Source organism: Bradyrhizobium sp. 134 (assembly GCF_023074155.1).
Classification (GTDB): Bacteria; Pseudomonadota; Alphaproteobacteria; order Rhizobiales; family Xanthobacteraceae; genus Bradyrhizobium.
The window spans coordinates 344,607-362,463 of record NZ_JADPKX010000046.1 but is presented as its reverse complement, the minus strand read 5'-3'; the positions used below and the strand labels follow the sequence as shown (position 1 = coordinate 362,463).

Below are 17,857 nucleotides of genomic sequence, written 5' to 3'. Positions count from 1 at the left end.
AGTTGAGGGAACTTAACCGCGGGCTGCTGCCACCATGGTGGCAGCAGCCGTGATATCTTCTGCGAAACGGGCCCCTCGCCAGGCGCGGCCGATGACATGACGGACCAGCGCGTCCGCGGCCTGGACCAGGAAGCGAGCCACCATGGTCGCGAGCGCAAGGCGGAGGTCGACGACCATGAGATCAAGGAATACGAGGAGGCGGCCGAACGCCCATACGTACCAAGCCCGGAGTTGCAAACGCAGGACTTGCAAAGGCTGGACCTGTAGAGGCTGGGTCCGCCACAGCGCAGCGGCCGGGCCGAAATGAGTTGGAATGATCATGGACAAATCCTCTTCAGTCGACGTGTTGACCCGGTATAGAACTCCCCTGCTGCCAACATCCTGTCAGCAGCCGCGCGCCACCATCTGAAAAACCACCGACAAGAGACCCGTCATGAGACGCGCCGACCGGCTGTTTCAAATCATCCAGGTGCTGAGGCGCACGCGTAAGCCGCTGACGGCGGACGCCATCGCGGCCGAGCTCGAGACCTCGAAGCGCACGATCTATCGCGACATCGCCACGCTGATCGGCCAGCGCGTGCCCATCCGCGGTGAAGCCGGCATGGGCTACATCCTGGAAAAGGGTTTTGACCTGCCGCCTTTGATGCTGACACCCGACGAGATCGAGGCGGCGGTGCTGGGCGCGCAATGGGTCGCCGGCCATGCCGATCCCGCGCTGGCGCGCGCGGCTGAAGATCTGATGGCCAAGATCGCCGACACTGTCCCGGAGCGCCTGCGTCCCTTCGTGCTGGAGCCGGCAAGCCGGGCCCGGCCGAGCTGGAACAGGGAGCCCGACCGCCTGGACATGGCGCGCACACGCACCCAGATCCACGAAGGCAAGAAGATCATGCTGCGCTATCGCGACGAGCAGGGCCGCGCCAGCGAGCGCATGATCTGGCCGATTTCGATCGGCTATCTCGAAGCCGTGCGCCTGCTCGCGGCCTGGTGCGAGCTGCGCGGAGACTTCCGCAGCTTCCGCACCGACCGCGTGGTCGACGCGACCTATCCCGATGAGAGATATCCTGAAAGGCGCGACGTGCTGCGCGCAAAATGGCGGCAGAGCCTGGTCTGGGGCCCGCCCAAGGATACGTGAAGGACACGTGACGATGGACGAGAACGCCCCCAGCGACCTGTCGAGCTGCTGCCAGAGTTGCGGCGCCTGCTGCGGCTATTCGGCGAACTGGCCGCGCTTCTCGATCGAGAGCGACGAGGAGCTCGCCGCGATTCCCGAAGCGCTCGTCAACGACCGTCAATCCGGCATGCGCTGCGAAGGCGATCGCTGTTCGGCGTTGCAGGGAGAGATCGGACAAGCGACCGCGTGCGGCATCTACGCAGTGCGGCCGGACGTGTGCCGCACGTGCATGCCGGGCGACGCCGAATGCGCGATGGCGCGACGGAAATTCGGGCTGCCAATGATCGCGAGCGTTTAGGCCGGGACGGCTTCGCTGATCTCGTCGTCGATCTCGTCGTCCAGCGGCGCGAGCACCGAGAGCGGCTTGGTCGACAGCGTGATCGGCTTGCGCCCACCGGACAGCGACGGCGAGGATTTCGCCGCGCCTTCGCGCGCAAGCGCGTAGAGCGTCGAACCGACACGGCCGCCGTTCTCGATCAGGTCGCGCTCGTTGCAGCTGCCTGCGATCGCGACCGCCAGCGAATGCAGATGGCTTCGGCGATAGCAGAACAGCGCTAGCCTGGCGCGCGCGTCAGGGGAAACACTTTCAACCAGCCTCGGCAGGCCACTCTCGCTGGCGCGGTACATCTCGCCAAGGAGTTCGTCGCGGACCGGGCACGAATCGCCTTCAAAGGTATCGCGGCTTGAAAACATTGCAGTTCTCCCTCGTCTGGGAAGATGCAGTGCAATTCTCTAATGAAAGGTTAACCACGCTGCCCGGTAGTCACCCGGGGTCCTTGCGCGTGGGCCGCGAATCAATGGGCTGGAAAGGGTTTTCTCTGTGGCCATCCTTCGAGACACCCGCCTTCGGCGGGCCCTCAGGATGAGGTCTGCTTCTGCTGAAAGATTCTCAGCCCTCGTGACGAGGAGGCGCGAAGCGCCGTCTCGAACCACGCAGGCCCGCCAGCCACTCCAGACGGCCGCCAGCGCTCAGTTCGCCGCCATGAAGATGGAGAGGCCGAAGCCGGTCAGATGGTGCAGGGCTTGGTCGACACCGATCAGGGTCCAGAACCAGGGATGCGCAAGATCGACACCGAAATTGGCCGAGACGAGGCCCTTGGCGCGGTCGATCGTGATGTGGATCACGAAGTCGATCAGCGCCACAAACCAGAATTTCGGCGCCACGATCAGGATGAGCGGCAGCGCAACCGCAAGGTGAACCAGGCAGTGCACCAGGAGCGGCAGGGCCCAGCCGTGCTTCTGGTCCTTGCCATGCGCCATCCAGGCGGTCTGGAGGACGAAATCAGCGATGATGTGCTTGAACGTCAGCAGCAACATCCAACCAATGAGGGCTTCGACCGGAACCGCCGATGACAGGGGTGGAAACGACAAGGCGCCCTCGTTGACGTGACAGGAAGAATTGGAGCGTTCAGCGCAATCTCTTCCTGGGCCGGTCAAATCGCCGGGACCTGCGATTTATGACACCTCCCGCGGCGGAATGCAGCCGGGGGGAACCGGAAAATCGCCAACTGTGGCTAACTGGTGATAGGATGACCAATCGCCGCGGCCGGGTTGAGTAAGGTTACCTTCGGCTCGGAATTTGCATTCCGCGGCCTGCGCGCTATCATTGCCGGCAGAGAATATCGTTCTTTTTTCAGACGTTTACGAATTACAGGGCGACCGCAGCGATCGCATCCGCGATGCCGCCCGCCACCGGAAGCATAAGGCCAGAGTGCTGCCATGAGTACTGAGGGCCCGACCTCATCGCCGATCGAGCCACCGCCCCGGCGACCCAAGGTGATCAAGACCAATCAGCAGCAGGTCTTCCTCTACGTCGTGCTGACCCTGCTGTTGTCGCTTGCCACCGTCTGGGGCGGCCGCATGCTGGTGCACAGTTCGGAGACGCTGACCTTTGCCGTCGGCGCCCCTAACAGCGACGAGGCGCTGTTCGCAGCCAAGCTCGCCGCCGTCCTGAAGAACAACGCCTCGCGCTTCCGGATCAAGATCGTCAACAACGCCGACAACGCCAAGGCGATCGCCCAGTTCGATCGCAAGCAGGCTGACCTCGCGGTGCTGCGCACCGACGCCAAGGTGCCGCTGCGGGCACGCACACTCGCGATCCTCGAGCACGATCTCGTGCTGCTGCTCGGGCCCGGAAACAAGAAGATCAGGTCGCTCGCCGAGCTGAAGAAGAAGAAGGTCGCCGTCCTCGCCGACAACGAATCATCGCTCGCCTTTGTCCGCGGCATCCTCGACATTCCCGACGGCGCGGACGCGGCGAGGATCCAGATGGCGCCGCCGGGCGCAACGCTCGACAAGCTGTTCGCGCCGGCAAGCGGCTTTGGCGCGGTCGTCGCCATCGTCCACGCCTCGAGGGCGGTCCGGGACAAGGCGTATGAGCAGGTCGCCCGGCGCGGCGGCTTCACGCTGAACGCCATCGACGAGGCAAAAGCGCTGGCGCGCAGGATCCCCGGCATTTCCAGCGAGACGCTGACGGCGGGCACGCTGTCTGCATCACCGGAAATTCCCGACGACGATCTCGACACGATCGGGCTCGAATGGTTGCTGGTCGCCCAATCCCGGATGTCGCCGACGGCGGCCGGGGAGCTCGCGCGCAGCGTCTACGAGAACAAGTCCGCGCTCGGGCTCGACAGTGGCTTTGCCAGCAGAATCGAACCCGCCTCCGTCGAGAAGGACGCCTTCGTGATGGCGCATCAAGGGGCGGCCGACTACATCAACGACGACACCAAGTCGTTCATGGATAAGTACAGCGACCTGATGTATCTGGCCGCTGCCGCGCTCAGCGTCATCGGCTCGATCTTCGCCGCGATCTACGCCAAGATCACCCGGATCGCGCCGGAGAAGGCCAGCGAGCTTTCCACCGCCATCCTCGACATCGGCGAGCGGATTGAACACGCGCATTCGCTCGACCAGCTCGAATGTCTCCAGGACGAGCTGGAAGGCATCTTGCGCGGCGCGGTCATCGGCTTGCGAGACGGCACGATCAGTACCGACGGGCTCGATACCTTCAAGCTCGGCTACGAATTCGTCCGCGACGAGATCGGCATGCGCCGCGACTACCTCAAGCGCCATGCGGGCGAGGGCGAGAAGGCCGCTCAGGATGCGGCCCCTCCCCATCACGACGAGAGCAATGTCGTGGTGGTGAAGACAGCTCAGAGTGCCTGACCTATCGATTTGAGGATCTGCGGTGACGCCTTGCCGGCACGTCCGCGAAGGACCGGGGGACCTCGTCCGGGAACCGTCCCTGTCCACAACCGTTTGTTCTCGGATCAACCGGAGACCGCGCCATGCGTGCACTCCTCATCATCTTCCTGCTGGGAATGTTGGCCGCGGTTGGCTATTTCGCTTACTCCGCGATGGCGGTCGAGGGCGAACCGATTCCGACGGAAGGCTATGTGGCGTTGGCGCTGGGGGCCGGGTTTTCCGTTCTTGTCGGCATCGGCTTGATGGTGCTGCTGTTCTTCAGCAGCCGTCGCGGCTACGACGAACCGCCGCATTTCAAGTAGCGGCACGTGGCCCGCGGCCGCGCCCGTCGTTGACGGCCTCGACCCGGGCAGGCACTTTGGCACCGAGGTTCCAGCCGGGGACCGCAAAGACAAAACCGAGCCGCCTTCCCGCATGTCCAAGCCGCTGATCTCCGCTCTGGCCCAGTTCGCGGCCGCCACGGCCGGCCGCAACATGACCAGGGCGGCCTATGTGGCCGTCGGCGTCGGCGTGCTCGGCATGGTGCTGCTGACGGTCAACCCGGCCTATGAGGCGGCACATCGCTGGGTCGATGCCCTGCTTTGGACCTGCCTCGTCTACTTCGTGTTCGAATGGGTGGTCCGGCTGCGCCATATGGCGCGACAGGGGCGCCTCGCACTCTACATGTCCTCCTCCGCCGGGCTGGTCGACGCGGTCGGTGCGTTGGCCGTGCCGGCCGCGCTGATTCTCGGAATCGAGCCCAGGACGGCGTGGCTGCTCAGCGTGCTCTGGGTGCTGAAGGTGGTACCGGGCATTCCCGGCCTGCGGCAGCTCCGCCGCGTGCTGGTGCTCGAATCGGGGCCGCTGCTCAGCGTGCTCGTGATCTTCCTGATGGTGGTCTTCCTGGCCTCGGTCGCCGAATATTTCCTGGAGCGGGACGTGCAGCCGCAGACGTTCGGCAGCGTCCCCGCCGCGCTGTGGTGGGCCGTCGCAACCCTGACGACGACGGGTTATGGCGACGTCGTGCCGGTGACGCCGCTGGGCCGCATGGTGGCCGCGCTGGTGATGATCTCCGGCCTCGGTGTGTTCGGCCTCTGGACCGGTATTTTGGCGACCGGCTTTGCCGCGGAGACCCGGCGCGACAATTTCCTCAAGACCTGGGAATCCGTCAGCAAAGTGCCGTTCTTCGCGGCGCTCGGACCGGCGGCCATCGCCGACGTCACCCACATGCTGCGAACCATGGAGCTGCCGGCGCGCACCATGATCATCCGCAAGGGTGCACAGGGCGATTGCATGTATTTCATCGCCGCGGGCGAGGTCGAGGTCGACCTGCCCGGCAAGAAGGTGCAGCTCGGCGATGGCGCGTTCTTCGGCGAGATGGCCTTGCTCGGCAACAATTTGCGCGGCGCCAATGTCTCGACCACCAAGGTGTCGCGGCTGCTCGTGCTCGACCTCGTCGACTTCCGCGTGCTGATGGCGCGGCATCCCGATCTCGCCGAGACCATCGATGCCGAGGCGAAGCGGCGCACGCTCGAAAACAAATAAATGGCGACAAGCAAATAAATGGAGACAAGAATGTCGGACATCACCGACGCAGCCACTGGCCCGCTGCTCGAACTCGTTGGTGCACGCGCCACCATCCGCCTCAATCGTCCCAAACACCTCAACCGGCTCCAGGCCGAGGATCTCGGCGAGCTGGTCAAACTGTTCGATCGGGTCGAGGCCGATCCTGCTATCCGCGTGCTGGTGTTGACCGGCACCGGGCGCGCCTTCTCCGCGGGCTATGATCTCAACTCGGTTGCCGAGCGCGCGGTCAATGCGAACGAGCAGCAGAGCGCGGGCTCCGCCTTTGAGGTAGTCGTCAACCGGCTGGAGGATCTCGGCGTCCCCACGATCTGCCGGCTCAACGGCGGCGTCTATGGCGGCGCGACCGATCTCGCGCTCGCCTGCGACTTCCGCATCGGCGTGGATACCGCCGAGATGTTCATGCCCGCGGCACGCCTCGGGCTGCATTACTACAGCAGCGGCATCAAGCGTTACGTGACACGGCTCGGCGTCGACAATGCGAAGAAGCTGTTCCTGACCGCGCAAAAGATCAGCGCGCCGGAGATGCTGCGGATCGGCTATCTCACCGATATGGTGGCGGTCGAGTTTCTGGACGAGGAGGTCGATAGGCTCGCCAGCATCCTCGCCGGCAACGCGCCGCAGGCGATGCGCGGCATGAAGCGCGCGATCAACGAATTCGCCCGCGGCGAACTCGACGAGCAAGGCGCCGACCAGCGCCACCGTGACAGCATGCGCGGCGACGAGATCAAGGAAGGCATCAAGGCCTTCGCGGAGAAGCGGCCGCCAATTTTCTGATCACGCCCGCTTCGACCGCATCGCCCGCACCTGCGTGAGCTTCGGATCGCGGGCAAGCGCTTGGTAGCGTTTGCTCTCGATGGGATAGAGCGCGATCCGGCCCTTGCTATCGGCATGAACGCCCCAGCCGAAGCGCTTGCCCAGGCTCGACGCCCTCATGCACGCCTGCCCTCGGGAGAAGAACGCTTCACGGGCCGCCCGCTTCTCTGTTTCCATCGCCTTCACGGCGAGTTCGCGTCCTGGCGCAGACGTCGCGAAGATCACGTCGTCGGACGTGTATTTGTAAGGCGCCTTCGCGATCATCCCGTATTGCAGGCACGCCACCGTCGGCTTTCCCGCGCGCAGCGGCGGTTCTTCGCCTGTGCGCGCAGGACAATCTTCAGCAACCTGGATGAAGGTGTTGAAGCAGTTGGTCGTGTGCATCGGCTTCGTCATCTTCAACCTTGGATCACTCAGCCCTGAAGCGCCGCAGCATGCTGCGCCGCCATCTCGGCATCGGCCGCGTTGACGCGCTGGAACGCCGGCCGCGAGGTCATCCGTCCGGCATAGCGGACGAACACGTCCTTTTTCGGCACAATGCCGAACATCATGGTCCAGCTGAACGCGATGCCCCACAGCACATCCGCGGCCGTCATACGCTCGCCGAGCAAATACGGTCCCTTCGACAGCTGCGCCTCGAGCGCGCCGAGCATGGTGTCATAGTCGGCATAAGGCGATTGCGTGATCGGTGCCGGCTCGCGCTGCATGAACTTGTCGATCAGGGCCGGCTCGAACGAGGCGCCGTAATAGGCGATCCAGCGCAGATAGGGGCCGCGCAGCGGATCGTTCAGCGCGGGCGTCAGCCCTGCCTGCGGAAACAAATCGGCGAGGTAGATGGTGATCGCGACCTGCTCGGTCACAAGCTGCCCGCTGTGGTGGATCGCCGGCACCTTGCCGAGCGGGTTGACGGCGAGATAGGCCGGCTGGCGCTGCTCGCCGGCCTTCATGTTGAGGACATGAAGATCATAGGGCGCCCCCAGTTCCTCAAGCAGCACCCGCGTGCCGGTGGCGCGGCTTTGCGGCGAATAATACAGCGTGATGCGGTTCGGATCGGTCATGGCGGTCTCCATCTGGCCGGCTGGCAAATGGCATTGTAGCGGAACATACCTGACATCCTGTGTCAGGTATGGTTTAAGGGACCATGCGCGCGAGCCGGATGCTGTCGATCCTCACCACCCTGCAGGCCAAGGGGCAGGTCACCGCGCCTGAGCTCGCGGAGGCCTGCGAAGTCTCGGTGCGCACGATCTACCGCGACATCGACGCGCTCGCGGCGTCCGGCGTCCCTGTCTATGCCGACCGCGGCGCGGAGGGCGGCTATCGCCTGCTCGATGGCTATCGCGTGCGGCTGAACGGTCTGTCGCAAAGCGAAGCGGAAGCGCTGTTCCTGGCGGGATTGCCGGGCCCGGCGGCAGCGTTCGGGCTGGATGCGGCGATGATCGCCGCACAGAACAAGCTGATGGCCGCGCTGCCCGCCAATTTGCGCGAAGACGCCGGACGGATGCAGGACCGTTTTCACCTCGACGCGCCGGGCTGGTTCGGCGAGGCGGAAGAACCCAAGCATCTGCGCACCATCGCTGCCGCGACCCTGCGCGGCACACTGATCAAGATCCGCTACCAGAGCTGGCGCGCCGAGAAGCAGCGCCGCGTCGCGCCGCTCGGTCTCGTGCTGAAAGCTGGCAGCTGGTATCTGGCAGGTCTGGTCGACGGCAGCGTGCGGACGTATCGCGTCGCGCGCGTGCTCGACTGCACGGCGCTCGAAGATCGCTGTGAGCGGCCCGCCGGTTTCGATCTCGCCGCCTATTGGCGGGACGCAACGCTGCGTCTCGAGGCCGAGATGCATCCCAATGTCGCGATCGTTCGGCTGTCGTCCTTCGGCGTGAAACTGCTCGACGCGCTGAGCCAGCCTTACGTCAGGGCGCGTACGCAGCTCGAAGAGACCGCGGATGCAGACGGCTGGCGCATTGCCAGAGTGCCGACCGGCAAGACGTCATGGCATGCCGCCGCCGAATTGTTGCGGCTCGGGCCCGAGGCCGAAGTACTGGAGCCGGCCGATCTGCGCGAGAAGATGGCCGAGCTGACAGAAGCGATGGCCGTGCGCTATCACGCGGCGCGGAAAACAGGACGGCGGCGCAACGCGCCGCGACCGACGAAACACTCCTGAAACACGATTCTCCCCTGCCTGCATGAACGCATCCGCGTTTCGGCTCGACCGAGATGCAGGGACACAACAACGGCCCCTGCGCCACACTGGAGAATGAAGATGTTTCGTAAGCTTGCACTTGGTCTGATCGCCGCCGGCTCGCTCGGCGTTGCCGCTCTCGCCCCCACCGCCGCGTCGGCCCACGGCTTCCACCATCACTGGGGTCCCGGCTGGGGCTTTGGCGGGGTCTACGTCAACAGCGGCGTCAACAATTGCTATCAGGAGCGCGTCGTCCAGACCCGCCACGGCCTGCGCGTCCGCGTCGTGAACGTCTGCGCGTACGGGGTCTACTGATATCTCGCATTCACGACAAAGCCCCGATCGCACCGCGATCGGGGCTTTGCACGTCAAATTTCGTCGGCTAGCCGGCCTGTCTATGTCGGCGAAACCAGGCCCAGGTCTCGCGCGTCGTCCTGATGTAGCCGCGGCCGCGGTGGACGATCTCGCCGTCGACGATCCCGTTCAGCTTCGGCAGCGCGTGGAACGGGATCGTGGGATAAGCGTGGTGCTCGACATGGTAAGGCATATTCCACGCAACCCATTTGACGATTGCGCCGGTGTAGGTGGTGCGGGTGTTCTGGAATGCGCTGCGGGTGCGCTCGCAGCCGGTGTGCTCGGCGTAGAGATAGGGCCGCAGGAAGAACTGCCCAATGATCAGCGGCACGATCCAGACCCAGAGCAGCAGCGCCGACGAGAACCACAGCGAGAGCACGAGCAGCAGCGCATAAAGTGCGACGTAAGCGCGCGCCTCGGTGACGATGATGGTGCGTCTGTTCTCGGGGATCCAGGGCACGACGACCTTGCCGGTGACGGCATGGTCGAGCATCAACCGCAAGCGTCCGGCGACCTGAAGCAGGCCGCTATAGGCGATCGCGAGCTGCGTGTCCGATGTGGGCTTCACGCCGACGATCAGTTCGGGGTCCTTGTCAGGATCCTGGGTGTAGCGATGATGGTCCCAGTGAAACAGGCAATAATATTCGTAGGGCAATCCGATGATGAAGCCTGAGAGATAGCCGACCACGAGGTTGAGACCGCGGCTTTTGAACGCGGTCTTGTGTGCGGTCTCGTGCACAGCCATGAACAGGAAGGCGACGAGATAGCCTTGCACCGCCATCAGCGGCAGCGCCCAGAGCACGCCATGGCGTGAGGCGACCATCCAGATCAGCCCGCCGATCAGCAGGATCACGCCGTAATGGCCGAGGCTCTGCACGGCACCCCTGAGGTTGGACGGCACCGACAGTTCACGCAGCATCGCCGGCGCCAGCGGCTTCAGCCGATGGCCGGACTCTGAAACGGTTGCGTCGATCATGATCGGATGCCTGCCCTACTTGCCGAGAAGCTCTGCGATCTCGGCCTTGATGAAGGCCCGATCGCGCGCATTGTTGACGGGGTTGCCGGCGCGATGGCCGTGCAGCGACGGGATCGGATGCAGCACCGCGGAGCGCGCATTGACCAGCCGGCCGAGTTCGTCCTCGTTGTCGCGGAGGTCGAAATAGCGGTCGGTCGCACCGGGCATCAGCAACATGTGCGCGTTGATCGCACCGAGCGCGCGATCGAAATCGCCATCGAAGGTCGTGCAGCGGCTGACATCGCCGTTCTGCCAGATGCCGATCTGCGCCAGGAGATCGTTAGCATCGCGCCGGGCAAACGCCGCGTCCCAGGTGCGGACGAGATAGTCGTCCAGCGAGGTGAAGCCTGCTTCGCGCCAGATATCGTCGCGATAGAAACCGTGCGACATCGCCCAACCTGCGTAGACGCGCCCCATGGCGCGATAGCCCGCGACAGGCTTCTCGACGAAGCGACCGTCGCGGAAGGCGGGATCGGCGGTCAGCGCGGCCTTCACGCTTTCCAGGAAGACGTAATTATAGGGCGCGCAGCGGGCACTGCCGCAGACAACGGCCGCCCGCTCGACCATATCGGGATGCAGCGCCGCCCAGTGATAGGCCTGCATGCCGCCCATCGACCAGCCATAGACCAGGGCAAGCTTCGAGATGCCGAACCGCTCGGTGAGCAGCCGGTGCTGGACCGCGATGGCATCGTGATAGGTCAGGATCGGGAACGGCGCGGCGGTATTCGACGGCGAGGACGACAGCCCGTTACCGAACAGATTCGGGATCACGATGAAGTAGCGTGTTGCGTCGAGCACCCCGTCGGGGCCAATCAGCCACTCGGTGTCGGCGTGCTGCGCGCTGAACGAGGTCGGATAGAGAACCACGTTGTCCTTGTCCGGACTGAGCGTGCCGTAGGTCTTGTAGGCGAGCTTGAGCGAAGGGACGGCGGTCCCGGACCGGAGCGCGACGTCGCCGGCCTCGAAAATCTCGTAGTCCCGCCCTGCCGTCATCGACCGAACTCCCGCTCACGCGGCAAGCGCGCCTCGGAAACGGCGATGCATCGATCATGCCGGTCCCGCAGACGCATCGTCGCGTCTAATAACTGTACTTATAGTCCATTTATTATGGATCAGCAAGATAAATCCGGTCGCGCCAGCTCAGGCGATGGCGGCCAGATAGCGCGCGACAGAGGCCGCGAATGCGGCCTTGGCGCCTGCGGCGATGTTGCGGTCCCACCAGGCGCCGTAGATGCGATCGAAGGCCAGCGGCTCGACGGCAGCCGCAATCCGCCGCACCGCGGCGGCATTGAGCGGCGTGTAGTTCGGATAGGAGTACATGAAGCTGACGAAGCGGCGATCCATCGTGACCTGCGCGATATCGCCGGTGAGCAGCGCACCCCTGCCGCTCGCCTGGTGCAGCATGGTGGCGCCGGCGAAATGACCGCCGGTGCGCAGCAGCAGCACATCGTCGGAGATGCGATGGCTGTCGCCGGTCCAGTGCACGATCGAAGCATGCGGACGCGTCACCCATTGGCGATCATCGGCGTGCAAATAGACCGGCACCCCGCCAAACGCCTCGCTCCAATCGGCGAGCGCGCCATAGTAATGCGGATGCGAGATCGCGATCGCCTTCAGGCCGCCGAGTGAACGCACATCCGCGATCGCCTCCGGCGTCGCCAGCGGGATACAGTCCCACATCAGCCAGCCGTCCGCGAGCGGCACCAGCAGCGCGCGCTGACCGATCGCAAAGCTTGGCTCGAGCGCAAGGCCGGTCAGGCCGAGATCGTCGCGCCAGACCATGCGGTGACGTTCCGAGAGCGCCTCGCGCGTGAGGAAAGTCTGTCCGTTCCAGCCGACGTATTGCCGTTCGTCCTCGCAAATCGGACAGGACGTTGGCGGATTTTCGCCATCCGGAAATTGCGCGCCGCAGGTTTCGCAGGTCCAGAGGGGCATGCCGTACTCCCGACAGAAACGATCCAACGTCAATAGGGAATTGCCGGCGGTGACCGCAAGCCCCACCGACCGGGCGAACCTGGAACCAACCCGATCAGCGCTCGTTAAACTCTCGTCCGCGCCAGATCGATTGGCTGAAAGGATCATGTCCCACCCGCCGTATCCCGGCTGAGACCACGTTTTTGGTATCGATGACATCGCGGTCCCCCTCCTCGTCTCGTATCTGGCCCCTGTTCGCTCTCAACTTCTTCATGGCCGACATGCAGTCGGGCATCGGCCCTTTCGTCGGCGTCTTCCTCCAGGAGCGCGGCTGGGCGAGCGGATTGATCGGCACCGCGATGACGATCGGCAATGTCGCGGGCATGCTGATCACGACGCCGATCGGCGGCTTCATCGACGCCAGCCGCAACAAGCGCATGTGGGTCGTCATTCCCGGCATCTGCGTGGTGCTCGCCTCCGCGATCATCCTGATCTCGCAGAATTTCTGGGCGGTGACATTCTCGCAGGTCGCACAATCGCTGGCGAGCGCTGCGATCGTGCCGGCGGTAACCGGCATCACGCTCGGCATCGCCAAGCAGAAGGGCTTCAACGCGCTCAACGGCCGTAACCAGGCGTTCAACCACGCCGGCAACATGGTCGGCGCCGCGCTGTCGGGCTATCTCGGTTACAGGTTCGGCTATGTCTCCGTGTTCGTGCTGGCGGCAATCTTCGGTGCCATCGCGATCGCTTGCGTGATGATGATCCCGGCCAAGGCGATCGACGATCGCGCCGCGCGCGGCAGCAAGGAGGACGATCCCGACAGCGCGCCGGACGCGCTCACGATGCTGCTCAAGCACCGCGCGCTGCTCGTGCTGGCACTGGCGCTCGCGCTATTCCATCTCGGCAACGCCGCCATCGTGCCGCTCTATAGCCTGGCGGCGGTCGCCGAAGGCCAGGCCAACGGCCCGAGCTTCGTCGCGACCACCGTGGTGATCGCACAAGGCGTCATGGTCATCACCTCGCTGATCGCCATGAAGGCGGCGAGCAAGCGCAACTACTGGCCTATCATCCTCGTCTCCTTCATGTTCCTGCCCATCCGCGGCGTGCTCGCCTTCTTCGTCACGGGATGGTGGGGCGTCGTGCCGATGCAGGTGCTCGACGGCATCGGCACCGGGCTCCAGACGGTTGCCGTCCCGGGCATGGTCGCGCGCTCGCTCAACGGTACCGGCCGCATCAATCTCGGCCAGGGCGCCGTGATCACCGTGCAGGGCATCGGCGCGAGCCTCAGCCCCGCGCTGGGCGGCTGGATCGCGCAATGGATCGGCTACGGCCCGACCTTCCTGCTGCTCGGCGGTTTTGGCCTCGCGTCCATGGCACTGTGGTTCGCGTTCGGCGCGGCTGTAAAAAAGTATTGAGGCGAGCCTTCTCAGCCGTCATTGCGAGGAGGGAAGCGACGAAGCAATCCAGGCTGTCTCTGCGGAAAGATTCTGGATTGCTTCGCTGCGCTCGCAATGACGATGTAGGACGAGTTGCGCGCTGCAGCTCTCGCCGAATTCCGCTCAACCAAACTCCACCACGATCTTGCCGAAATGACCGCCTTGCTGCATCAACCGCAACGCATCAGGCACGGCGTCGAAGTGGAACACGCGGTCGATCACCGGTTTGATCCCATTTCGCCCGATCGCGGCGGTCATGCCTTCGAACATGCGGCGGCTACCGACAGAGAGGCCGATGACGTGCAAATTCTTGGAGAACAGGCTTGGAATCGCGATCTGCTGCGAGAAGCCGGAGAGCACGCCAATCACCAGAATGGTACCGCCGATCCGCGCCGCCTCGAGTGACTGCGAGAACGTATCCTTGCCGCCGACCTCGACGACGTGGTCGACGCCGCCGCCGGTCCACTCTGCCGCGGCCTTGCCCCACTCAGGAACCGAGCGATAGTTGATCGTGTGATCGGCGCCGAGCGCACGAGCGCGTTCGAGCTTCTCGTCACTCGATGACGTTACGATCACGCTCCCGCCTGCAAGTTTGGCAAATTGCAATGCGAAGATCGACACGCCGCCGGTACCCTGCACCAGAACGGTGTCGCCGGGCTTCACCTTGGCTTCCTCGAACAGTGCGCGCCAGGCGGTTAGCCCGGCGCAAGGCAGCGTCGCCGCTTCCTGGAAAGAGAGATGCGACGGAATGCGGCCGACACCCTCCGCGTCCAGCAACATGACTTCCTGCAACACACCCGGACGCGTGCCACCGAGCGCGTAGCGCCGGCTCGCGGCTGAAACCGCTCCGTCGATCCACGATTGGAAGAACATCGGGCAGACGCGGTCCCCGACTGCTACGCGGGAAACGCCGTCGCCGGCGGCGATCACCTCGCCGGCGCCATCGGAGAACGGGATCAGCGGCAATCTGGTGACGCCACCCTTGCCCTGCACCGTGAGCAGATCGCGATAATTCAGCGATGCCGCCCGCATGCGCACCGCGACCTGCCCCGGACCGGGCTTGGGCTCGGGTAGATCGGCGAGCTCCATTCCCTCGATCGACCAGTCCCGCGCGATTTGCCAGACTTTCATGGTCGGGCGCTCCGCGTCAGGTCCCAAAATTCTTCTGGATCGCCTTGTCGAGCGTTTCGCCGCCGACGAAGCGCTGGCGGAGCTCGCGCTTGAGCAGCTTGCCGCTCGGGTTCTTGGGCAGGGCATCGACGAAGATGACGCGCTTGGGCACCTTGAAATGCGCCATCTGGCCGGCGCAATACTTGATGACGGATTCCTCGTCGAGCTTCTCGCCGCTCTTGACCACGACAATCGCAGTCACTGCCTCGATCCAGCGCGGATCGGGCAGGCCTACCACCGCTACCTCGGACACTGCTGGGATGCGGTAGACCATCTCCTCGACCTCGCGGCTCGCGACGTTCTCGCCACCGGTCTTGATCATGTCCTTGACTCGATCGACCACGGTGATGTGGCCCTCGTCATCGACGGTGGCGAGATCGCCGGAGTGAAACCAGCCGCCGGAGAACGCCGCCGCCGTCTTGATGGGATCGTTGTAATAGCCGGAGAGCAGATGCGGCGAGCGGTGCACGATCTCGCCGACTTCGCCGACCTTCACATCTTGCATCGAAGTGTTGACCACGCGGGTCTCGACATTGAGCACGGGCTTGCCTGCCGAGCCGGCCTTGCGCAGCTGGTCCGCAGGACCCAGCACGGTCGCGAGCGGCGCGATCTCGGTCTGGCCGTAGAAATTCCAGAATTTCACGCTGGGCAGGCGGCGCTGAAGCTCGAGCAACACCTCCACCGGCATGATCGAGGCGCCGTAATAACCCTTCTGCAAGGTCGACAAATCCGTGTTGTCGAAATTGGGCGAGCGCAGCATCGCGATCCAGATCGTCGGCGGCGCGAAGAACGACGTGATCCTGTGCGTCTGGATCAATGACAGAATGTTGTCGGCGGTCGGCTTGCCCGTGATCACGCCGGAGGCGCCGAGATAGATTTGCGGCCCCAGGAACACATCGAGCTGCGCGCAATGATAGAGCGGAAGCGCGTGCAGGAATTTGTCGTCCACGGTCATGCCGCCGTCGATGATGCAGCTGACATACTGCCACATCACCGCTTCATGGGTCAGCATCGCGCCCTTGGGCAGCGACTCCGTGCCGCTGGTGTAGACGATCTGTGCGAGATCGCGGCTGTCGACCGACGCCTCGAGGTACGAGCCGTCTGGGCTGAGGAGATCGTCGAAGCTGGTGAGGCCCGCGGGCGCCGTGGCAGGATCCTCACCCGGCAGCCAGATCATCTTCTCGACCGCGCAATCCCTGGCGCTGGCCGCGCGCGCGGACTCGACGAAATCAGGGCCGGCCGCGAGCAGCTTTGCGCCGGAGCTCTTCAGGATGAAATTGATCTCGTCCGGATTGAGCATGAAGTTGATCGGCACCAGCACCGCGCCGATCCGGGCCAATGCGAACCGGAGCGCCGCAAAGGCGTGCGAATTGCGCGAGAGCACGGCGAAGCGGTCACCCTTTTTCACGCCGAGGCCAAGCAGGCCGCGGCCGAGCCGATTGCAGATCGCGTCCATCTCGGCAAAGGTCCAGCTCACATTGCCGCAGCTCACCGCGAGCTTGCCAGGATCGCGACCCGCTGCGCGGCGCAGAAGGTCGCCGATGGAATGCTCGCGGGCCTTCGAGATGGTGGCTGCGATATCGCCGGTCATTTCCGTTCCCCTGGATTTTTTCTCTTCGTGAGGGCCGCCTGAGCACAGGTCAGGCCACCGCATTCACCCGCTTCTTGTTCTCTGCAAAAGCGTAGTCGGGGCAACCGGCCGCGTCAAATCAGCCAGCGAGCGCGGCGCCGTTACGCAAGAGTTGACGCTTCAGGGGGGCAAATCTAGCCTCGTGCACCAACGATAGAGTTTGGGGAAATGCCATGTGCCGAATTATGCGTGCCGCCCTAGCGGCCGGATTGACTGCGTTTCTGATCAGCCCGTCTCTCGCCCAGCAGGCGCCGCTCAAGATCGGCGTGCTCTCCGACTTCTCCTCGGTCTATTCCGACATCGGAGGCCAGGGGAATGTCGAGGCCACCAAAATGGCGATCGAGGATTTCGGCGGGCAGATGTTCGGCAAGCCTATCGACATGGTCAGCGCCGATGTGCTGAACAAGCCCGATGTCGCCTCGACCATCGCGCGAAAGTGGTGGGAGACCGAAGGCGTCGATATGATCATCGACCTGCCGACATCCGCCACCGCGCTCGCGGTGATGGAGCTGTCGAAGCAGTACGAGAAGATCATGATCGTGACGGATGCGGCGAGCTCCGACATTACCGGAAAGTCCTGCTCGCCCTACACCGCGCACTGGACCTACGACACTTATTCCAACGCGCACACGGTTGGCAGCGCCATCGTCAAGAACGGCGGCGACAGCTGGTTTTTCCTCACCGCGGATTATGTGTTCGGCCATTCGATCGAACGCGACACCGGCGACGTCGTGAGGGCCGCGGGCGGCAAGGTGCTCGGCAGCGTCAAGCATCCGCTAAACACCGCGGACTTCTCCTCCTTCCTGCTCCAGGCCCAAGCCTCCAAGGCCAAGATCATCGGGCTTGCGAACGGCGGCGGCGACACCATCAACGCAATCAAGCAGGCCGGTGAGTTCGGCATCGTCGCCGGCGGCCAGAACCTGACTGCGATCGTGATGTTCATCTCCGACGTGCACAGCTTAGGGCTGAAGCTCGCGCAGGGACTGATCATCACCGAGGCCTATTACTGGGACCTCAACGACAAGACCCGCGCTTTCGGCAAGCGTTTCATGGAGCGCGTCAAGCGCATGCCGACGATGAACCAGGCGGCGACCTACAGCGCGACGCTGCACTACCTGAAGGCGGTGCAGGCCGCCGGCACAAGGGACACCAAAACCGTCATGGCCAAGATGCGCGAGTTGCCGGTGAAGGATGCCTTCACCGACAACGGCAGCTTACGCGAAGACGGCCGCATGGTGCACAGCATGTATCTGTTCCAGGTGAAGAAGCCCGAGGAGTCCAAGGGCCCGTGGGACTACTACAAGCTGCTCGCCGAAGTCGCTGCCGACCAGGCCTTCCGGCCCCTGAAGGACGGCGGCTGCCCTCTTGTGAAGTGAGCCAGCAGGACGGACAAGGTATAGGGTCG

General features: G+C 64.2%; 20 protein-coding genes. 10 read left to right on the top strand and 10 right to left on the bottom strand.

Features of this window, described 5'->3' with window-relative positions:
* Positions 1-12 precede the first annotated feature (12 nt).
* A complete protein-coding gene (locus tag IVA75_RS19100; protein ID WP_247283452.1) occupies positions 13-321 on the bottom strand; it encodes a hypothetical protein in 309 nt (102 codons plus the stop codon).
* A gap of 112 nt (positions 322-433) precedes the next feature.
* Here IVA75_RS19100 and IVA75_RS19095 point away from each other — a divergent pair, with 112 nt between their 5' ends.
* Both IVA75_RS19095 and IVA75_RS19090 read left to right on the top strand, forming a co-directional pair.
* Positions 434-1,132 carry a YafY family protein gene (locus IVA75_RS19095; protein ID WP_027570145.1) on the top strand — a complete coding sequence of 233 codons (699 nt, stop codon included), beginning with the start codon at positions 434-436 and terminating at the stop codon, positions 1,130-1,132.
* A 13-nt stretch (positions 1,133-1,145) separates the two neighbouring features.
* On the top strand, positions 1,146-1,469 hold the full coding sequence (locus IVA75_RS19090) for a YkgJ family cysteine cluster protein (RefSeq protein ID WP_247283448.1): 324 nt from the start codon (positions 1,146-1,148) through the stop codon (positions 1,467-1,469).
* Here the strand turns inward: IVA75_RS19090 and IVA75_RS19085 are convergent.
* Both IVA75_RS19085 and IVA75_RS19080 read right to left on the bottom strand, forming a co-directional pair.
* Positions 1,466-1,864 (bottom strand): hypothetical protein, encoded by a 399-nt coding sequence (locus tag IVA75_RS19085; RefSeq protein ID WP_007599645.1) that lies wholly within the window; start codon positions 1,862-1,864, stop codon positions 1,466-1,468. The two genes, IVA75_RS19090 and IVA75_RS19085, sit on opposite strands and share 4 nt — an antisense overlap.
* A gap of 276 nt (positions 1,865-2,140) precedes the next feature.
* Positions 2,141-2,488, bottom strand: coding sequence for a DUF3307 domain-containing protein (locus IVA75_RS19080; RefSeq protein ID WP_018458457.1), 348 nt, complete (start codon positions 2,486-2,488; stop codon positions 2,141-2,143).
* A gap of 402 nt (positions 2,489-2,890) precedes the next feature.
* Here IVA75_RS19080 and IVA75_RS19075 point away from each other — a divergent pair, with 402 nt between their 5' ends.
* From IVA75_RS19075 to IVA75_RS19060, 4 genes are all read left to right on the top strand, one after another.
* On the top strand, positions 2,891-4,336 hold the full coding sequence (locus IVA75_RS19075) for a TAXI family TRAP transporter solute-binding subunit (RefSeq protein WP_247283445.1): 1,446 nt from the start codon (positions 2,891-2,893) through the stop codon (positions 4,334-4,336).
* Between the two features lie 122 nt (positions 4,337-4,458).
* Positions 4,459-4,677, top strand: coding sequence for a hypothetical protein (locus IVA75_RS19070; RefSeq protein WP_007605264.1), 219 nt, complete (start codon positions 4,459-4,461; stop codon positions 4,675-4,677).
* Between the two features lie 112 nt (positions 4,678-4,789).
* Positions 4,790-5,899, top strand: a complete 1,110-nt coding sequence (locus IVA75_RS19065; RefSeq protein WP_027570141.1) for a cyclic nucleotide-gated ion channel — start codon at positions 4,790-4,792, stop codon at positions 5,897-5,899.
* 30 nt (positions 5,900-5,929) lie between these two features.
* Complete coding sequence (locus IVA75_RS19060) at positions 5,930-6,715, top strand: enoyl-CoA hydratase/isomerase family protein (protein ID WP_247283443.1); 786 nt, start codon at positions 5,930-5,932, stop codon at positions 6,713-6,715.
* Here IVA75_RS19060 and IVA75_RS19055 read toward each other — a convergent pair whose 3' ends face one another.
* Complete coding sequence (locus tag IVA75_RS19055; protein WP_247284094.1) at positions 6,716-7,150, bottom strand: DUF6157 family protein; 435 nt, start codon at positions 7,148-7,150, stop codon at positions 6,716-6,718. It abuts the gene before it with no gap.
* Positions 7,151-7,167: 17 nt separating this feature from the next.
* On the bottom strand, positions 7,168-7,812 hold the full coding sequence (locus tag IVA75_RS19050; RefSeq protein WP_247283441.1) for a glutathione S-transferase family protein: 645 nt from the start codon (positions 7,810-7,812) through the stop codon (positions 7,168-7,170).
* 83 nt (positions 7,813-7,895) lie between these two features.
* Here IVA75_RS19050 and IVA75_RS19045 point away from each other — a divergent pair, with 83 nt between their 5' ends.
* Both IVA75_RS19045 and IVA75_RS19040 read left to right on the top strand, forming a co-directional pair.
* Complete coding sequence (locus tag IVA75_RS19045; RefSeq protein ID WP_247283439.1) at positions 7,896-8,915, top strand: YafY family protein; 1,020 nt, start codon at positions 7,896-7,898, stop codon at positions 8,913-8,915.
* A 99-nt stretch (positions 8,916-9,014) separates the two neighbouring features.
* A complete protein-coding gene (locus IVA75_RS19040) occupies positions 9,015-9,248 on the top strand; it encodes a hypothetical protein (protein ID WP_247283437.1) in 234 nt (77 codons plus the stop codon).
* 67 nt (positions 9,249-9,315) lie between these two features.
* On the opposite strand, the gene IVA75_RS19035 is transcribed toward IVA75_RS19040, so the two are convergent.
* From IVA75_RS19035 to IVA75_RS19025, 3 genes are all read right to left on the bottom strand, one after another.
* On the bottom strand, positions 9,316-10,263 hold the full coding sequence (locus IVA75_RS19035; protein WP_247283426.1) for a fatty acid desaturase: 948 nt from the start codon (positions 10,261-10,263) through the stop codon (positions 9,316-9,318).
* Positions 10,264-10,278: 15 nt separating this feature from the next.
* The gene (locus IVA75_RS19030; protein WP_247283416.1) at positions 10,279-11,295 is read right to left on the bottom strand and encodes an alpha/beta fold hydrolase; all 1,017 of its coding nucleotides are present in this window, start codon (positions 11,293-11,295) and stop codon (positions 10,279-10,281) included.
* A gap of 147 nt (positions 11,296-11,442) precedes the next feature.
* A complete protein-coding gene (locus IVA75_RS19025; protein ID WP_247283396.1) occupies positions 11,443-12,237 on the bottom strand; it encodes an MBL fold metallo-hydrolase in 795 nt (264 codons plus the stop codon).
* 191 nt (positions 12,238-12,428) lie between these two features.
* Here IVA75_RS19025 and IVA75_RS19020 point away from each other — a divergent pair, with 191 nt between their 5' ends.
* Positions 12,429-13,631 (top strand): MFS transporter, encoded by a 1,203-nt coding sequence (locus IVA75_RS19020; protein WP_247283394.1) that lies wholly within the window; start codon positions 12,429-12,431, stop codon positions 13,629-13,631.
* 144 nt (positions 13,632-13,775) lie between these two features.
* Here IVA75_RS19020 and IVA75_RS19015 read toward each other — a convergent pair whose 3' ends face one another.
* Both IVA75_RS19015 and IVA75_RS19010 read right to left on the bottom strand, forming a co-directional pair.
* Entirely contained in the window at positions 13,776-14,783 is a 1,008-nt protein-coding gene (locus tag IVA75_RS19015) for an NAD(P)-dependent alcohol dehydrogenase (RefSeq protein WP_247283392.1), read from the bottom strand.
* A 16-nt stretch (positions 14,784-14,799) separates the two neighbouring features.
* Positions 14,800-16,413 (bottom strand): acyl-CoA synthetase, encoded by a 1,614-nt coding sequence (locus tag IVA75_RS19010; RefSeq protein ID WP_247283390.1) that lies wholly within the window; start codon positions 16,411-16,413, stop codon positions 14,800-14,802.
* Positions 16,414-16,625: 212 nt separating this feature from the next.
* Here IVA75_RS19010 and IVA75_RS19005 point away from each other — a divergent pair, with 212 nt between their 5' ends.
* A complete protein-coding gene (locus tag IVA75_RS19005; protein ID WP_247283388.1) occupies positions 16,626-17,828 on the top strand; it encodes an ABC transporter substrate-binding protein in 1,203 nt (400 codons plus the stop codon).
* Positions 17,829-17,857 lie beyond the last annotated feature (29 nt).

Coding starts and splice junctions, on each gene's coding strand:
- IVA75_RS19100 (WP_247283452.1), bottom strand. CDS start 321: ATGATCATTCCAACTCATTTCGGCCCGGCCGCTGCGCTGTGGCGGACC.
- IVA75_RS19095 (WP_027570145.1), top strand. CDS start 434: ATGAGACGCGCCGACCGGCTGTTTCAAATCATCCAGGTGCTGAGGCGC.
- IVA75_RS19090 (WP_247283448.1), top strand. CDS start 1,146: ATGGACGAGAACGCCCCCAGCGACCTGTCGAGCTGCTGCCAGAGTTGC.
- IVA75_RS19085 (WP_007599645.1), bottom strand. CDS start 1,864: ATGTTTTCAAGCCGCGATACCTTTGAAGGCGATTCGTGCCCGGTCCGC.
- IVA75_RS19080 (WP_018458457.1), bottom strand. CDS start 2,488: ATGTTGCTGCTGACGTTCAAGCACATCATCGCTGATTTCGTCCTCCAG.
- IVA75_RS19075 (WP_247283445.1), top strand. CDS start 2,891: ATGAGTACTGAGGGCCCGACCTCATCGCCGATCGAGCCACCGCCCCGG.
- IVA75_RS19070 (WP_007605264.1), top strand. CDS start 4,459: ATGCGTGCACTCCTCATCATCTTCCTGCTGGGAATGTTGGCCGCGGTT.
- IVA75_RS19065 (WP_027570141.1), top strand. CDS start 4,790: ATGTCCAAGCCGCTGATCTCCGCTCTGGCCCAGTTCGCGGCCGCCACG.
- IVA75_RS19060 (WP_247283443.1), top strand. CDS start 5,930: ATGTCGGACATCACCGACGCAGCCACTGGCCCGCTGCTCGAACTCGTT.
- IVA75_RS19055 (WP_247284094.1), bottom strand. CDS start 7,150: ATGACGAAGCCGATGCACACGACCAACTGCTTCAACACCTTCATCCAG.
- IVA75_RS19050 (WP_247283441.1), bottom strand. CDS start 7,812: ATGACCGATCCGAACCGCATCACGCTGTATTATTCGCCGCAAAGCCGC.
- IVA75_RS19045 (WP_247283439.1), top strand. CDS start 7,896: ATGCGCGCGAGCCGGATGCTGTCGATCCTCACCACCCTGCAGGCCAAG.
- IVA75_RS19040 (WP_247283437.1), top strand. CDS start 9,015: ATGTTTCGTAAGCTTGCACTTGGTCTGATCGCCGCCGGCTCGCTCGGC.
- IVA75_RS19035 (WP_247283426.1), bottom strand. CDS start 10,263: ATGATCGACGCAACCGTTTCAGAGTCCGGCCATCGGCTGAAGCCGCTG.
- IVA75_RS19030 (WP_247283416.1), bottom strand. CDS start 11,295: ATGACGGCAGGGCGGGACTACGAGATTTTCGAGGCCGGCGACGTCGCG.
- IVA75_RS19025 (WP_247283396.1), bottom strand. CDS start 12,237: ATGCCCCTCTGGACCTGCGAAACCTGCGGCGCGCAATTTCCGGATGGC.
- IVA75_RS19020 (WP_247283394.1), top strand. CDS start 12,429: ATGACATCGCGGTCCCCCTCCTCGTCTCGTATCTGGCCCCTGTTCGCT.
- IVA75_RS19015 (WP_247283392.1), bottom strand. CDS start 14,783: ATGAAAGTCTGGCAAATCGCGCGGGACTGGTCGATCGAGGGAATGGAG.
- IVA75_RS19010 (WP_247283390.1), bottom strand. CDS start 16,413: ATGACCGGCGATATCGCAGCCACCATCTCGAAGGCCCGCGAGCATTCC.
- IVA75_RS19005 (WP_247283388.1), top strand. CDS start 16,626: ATGTGCCGAATTATGCGTGCCGCCCTAGCGGCCGGATTGACTGCGTTT.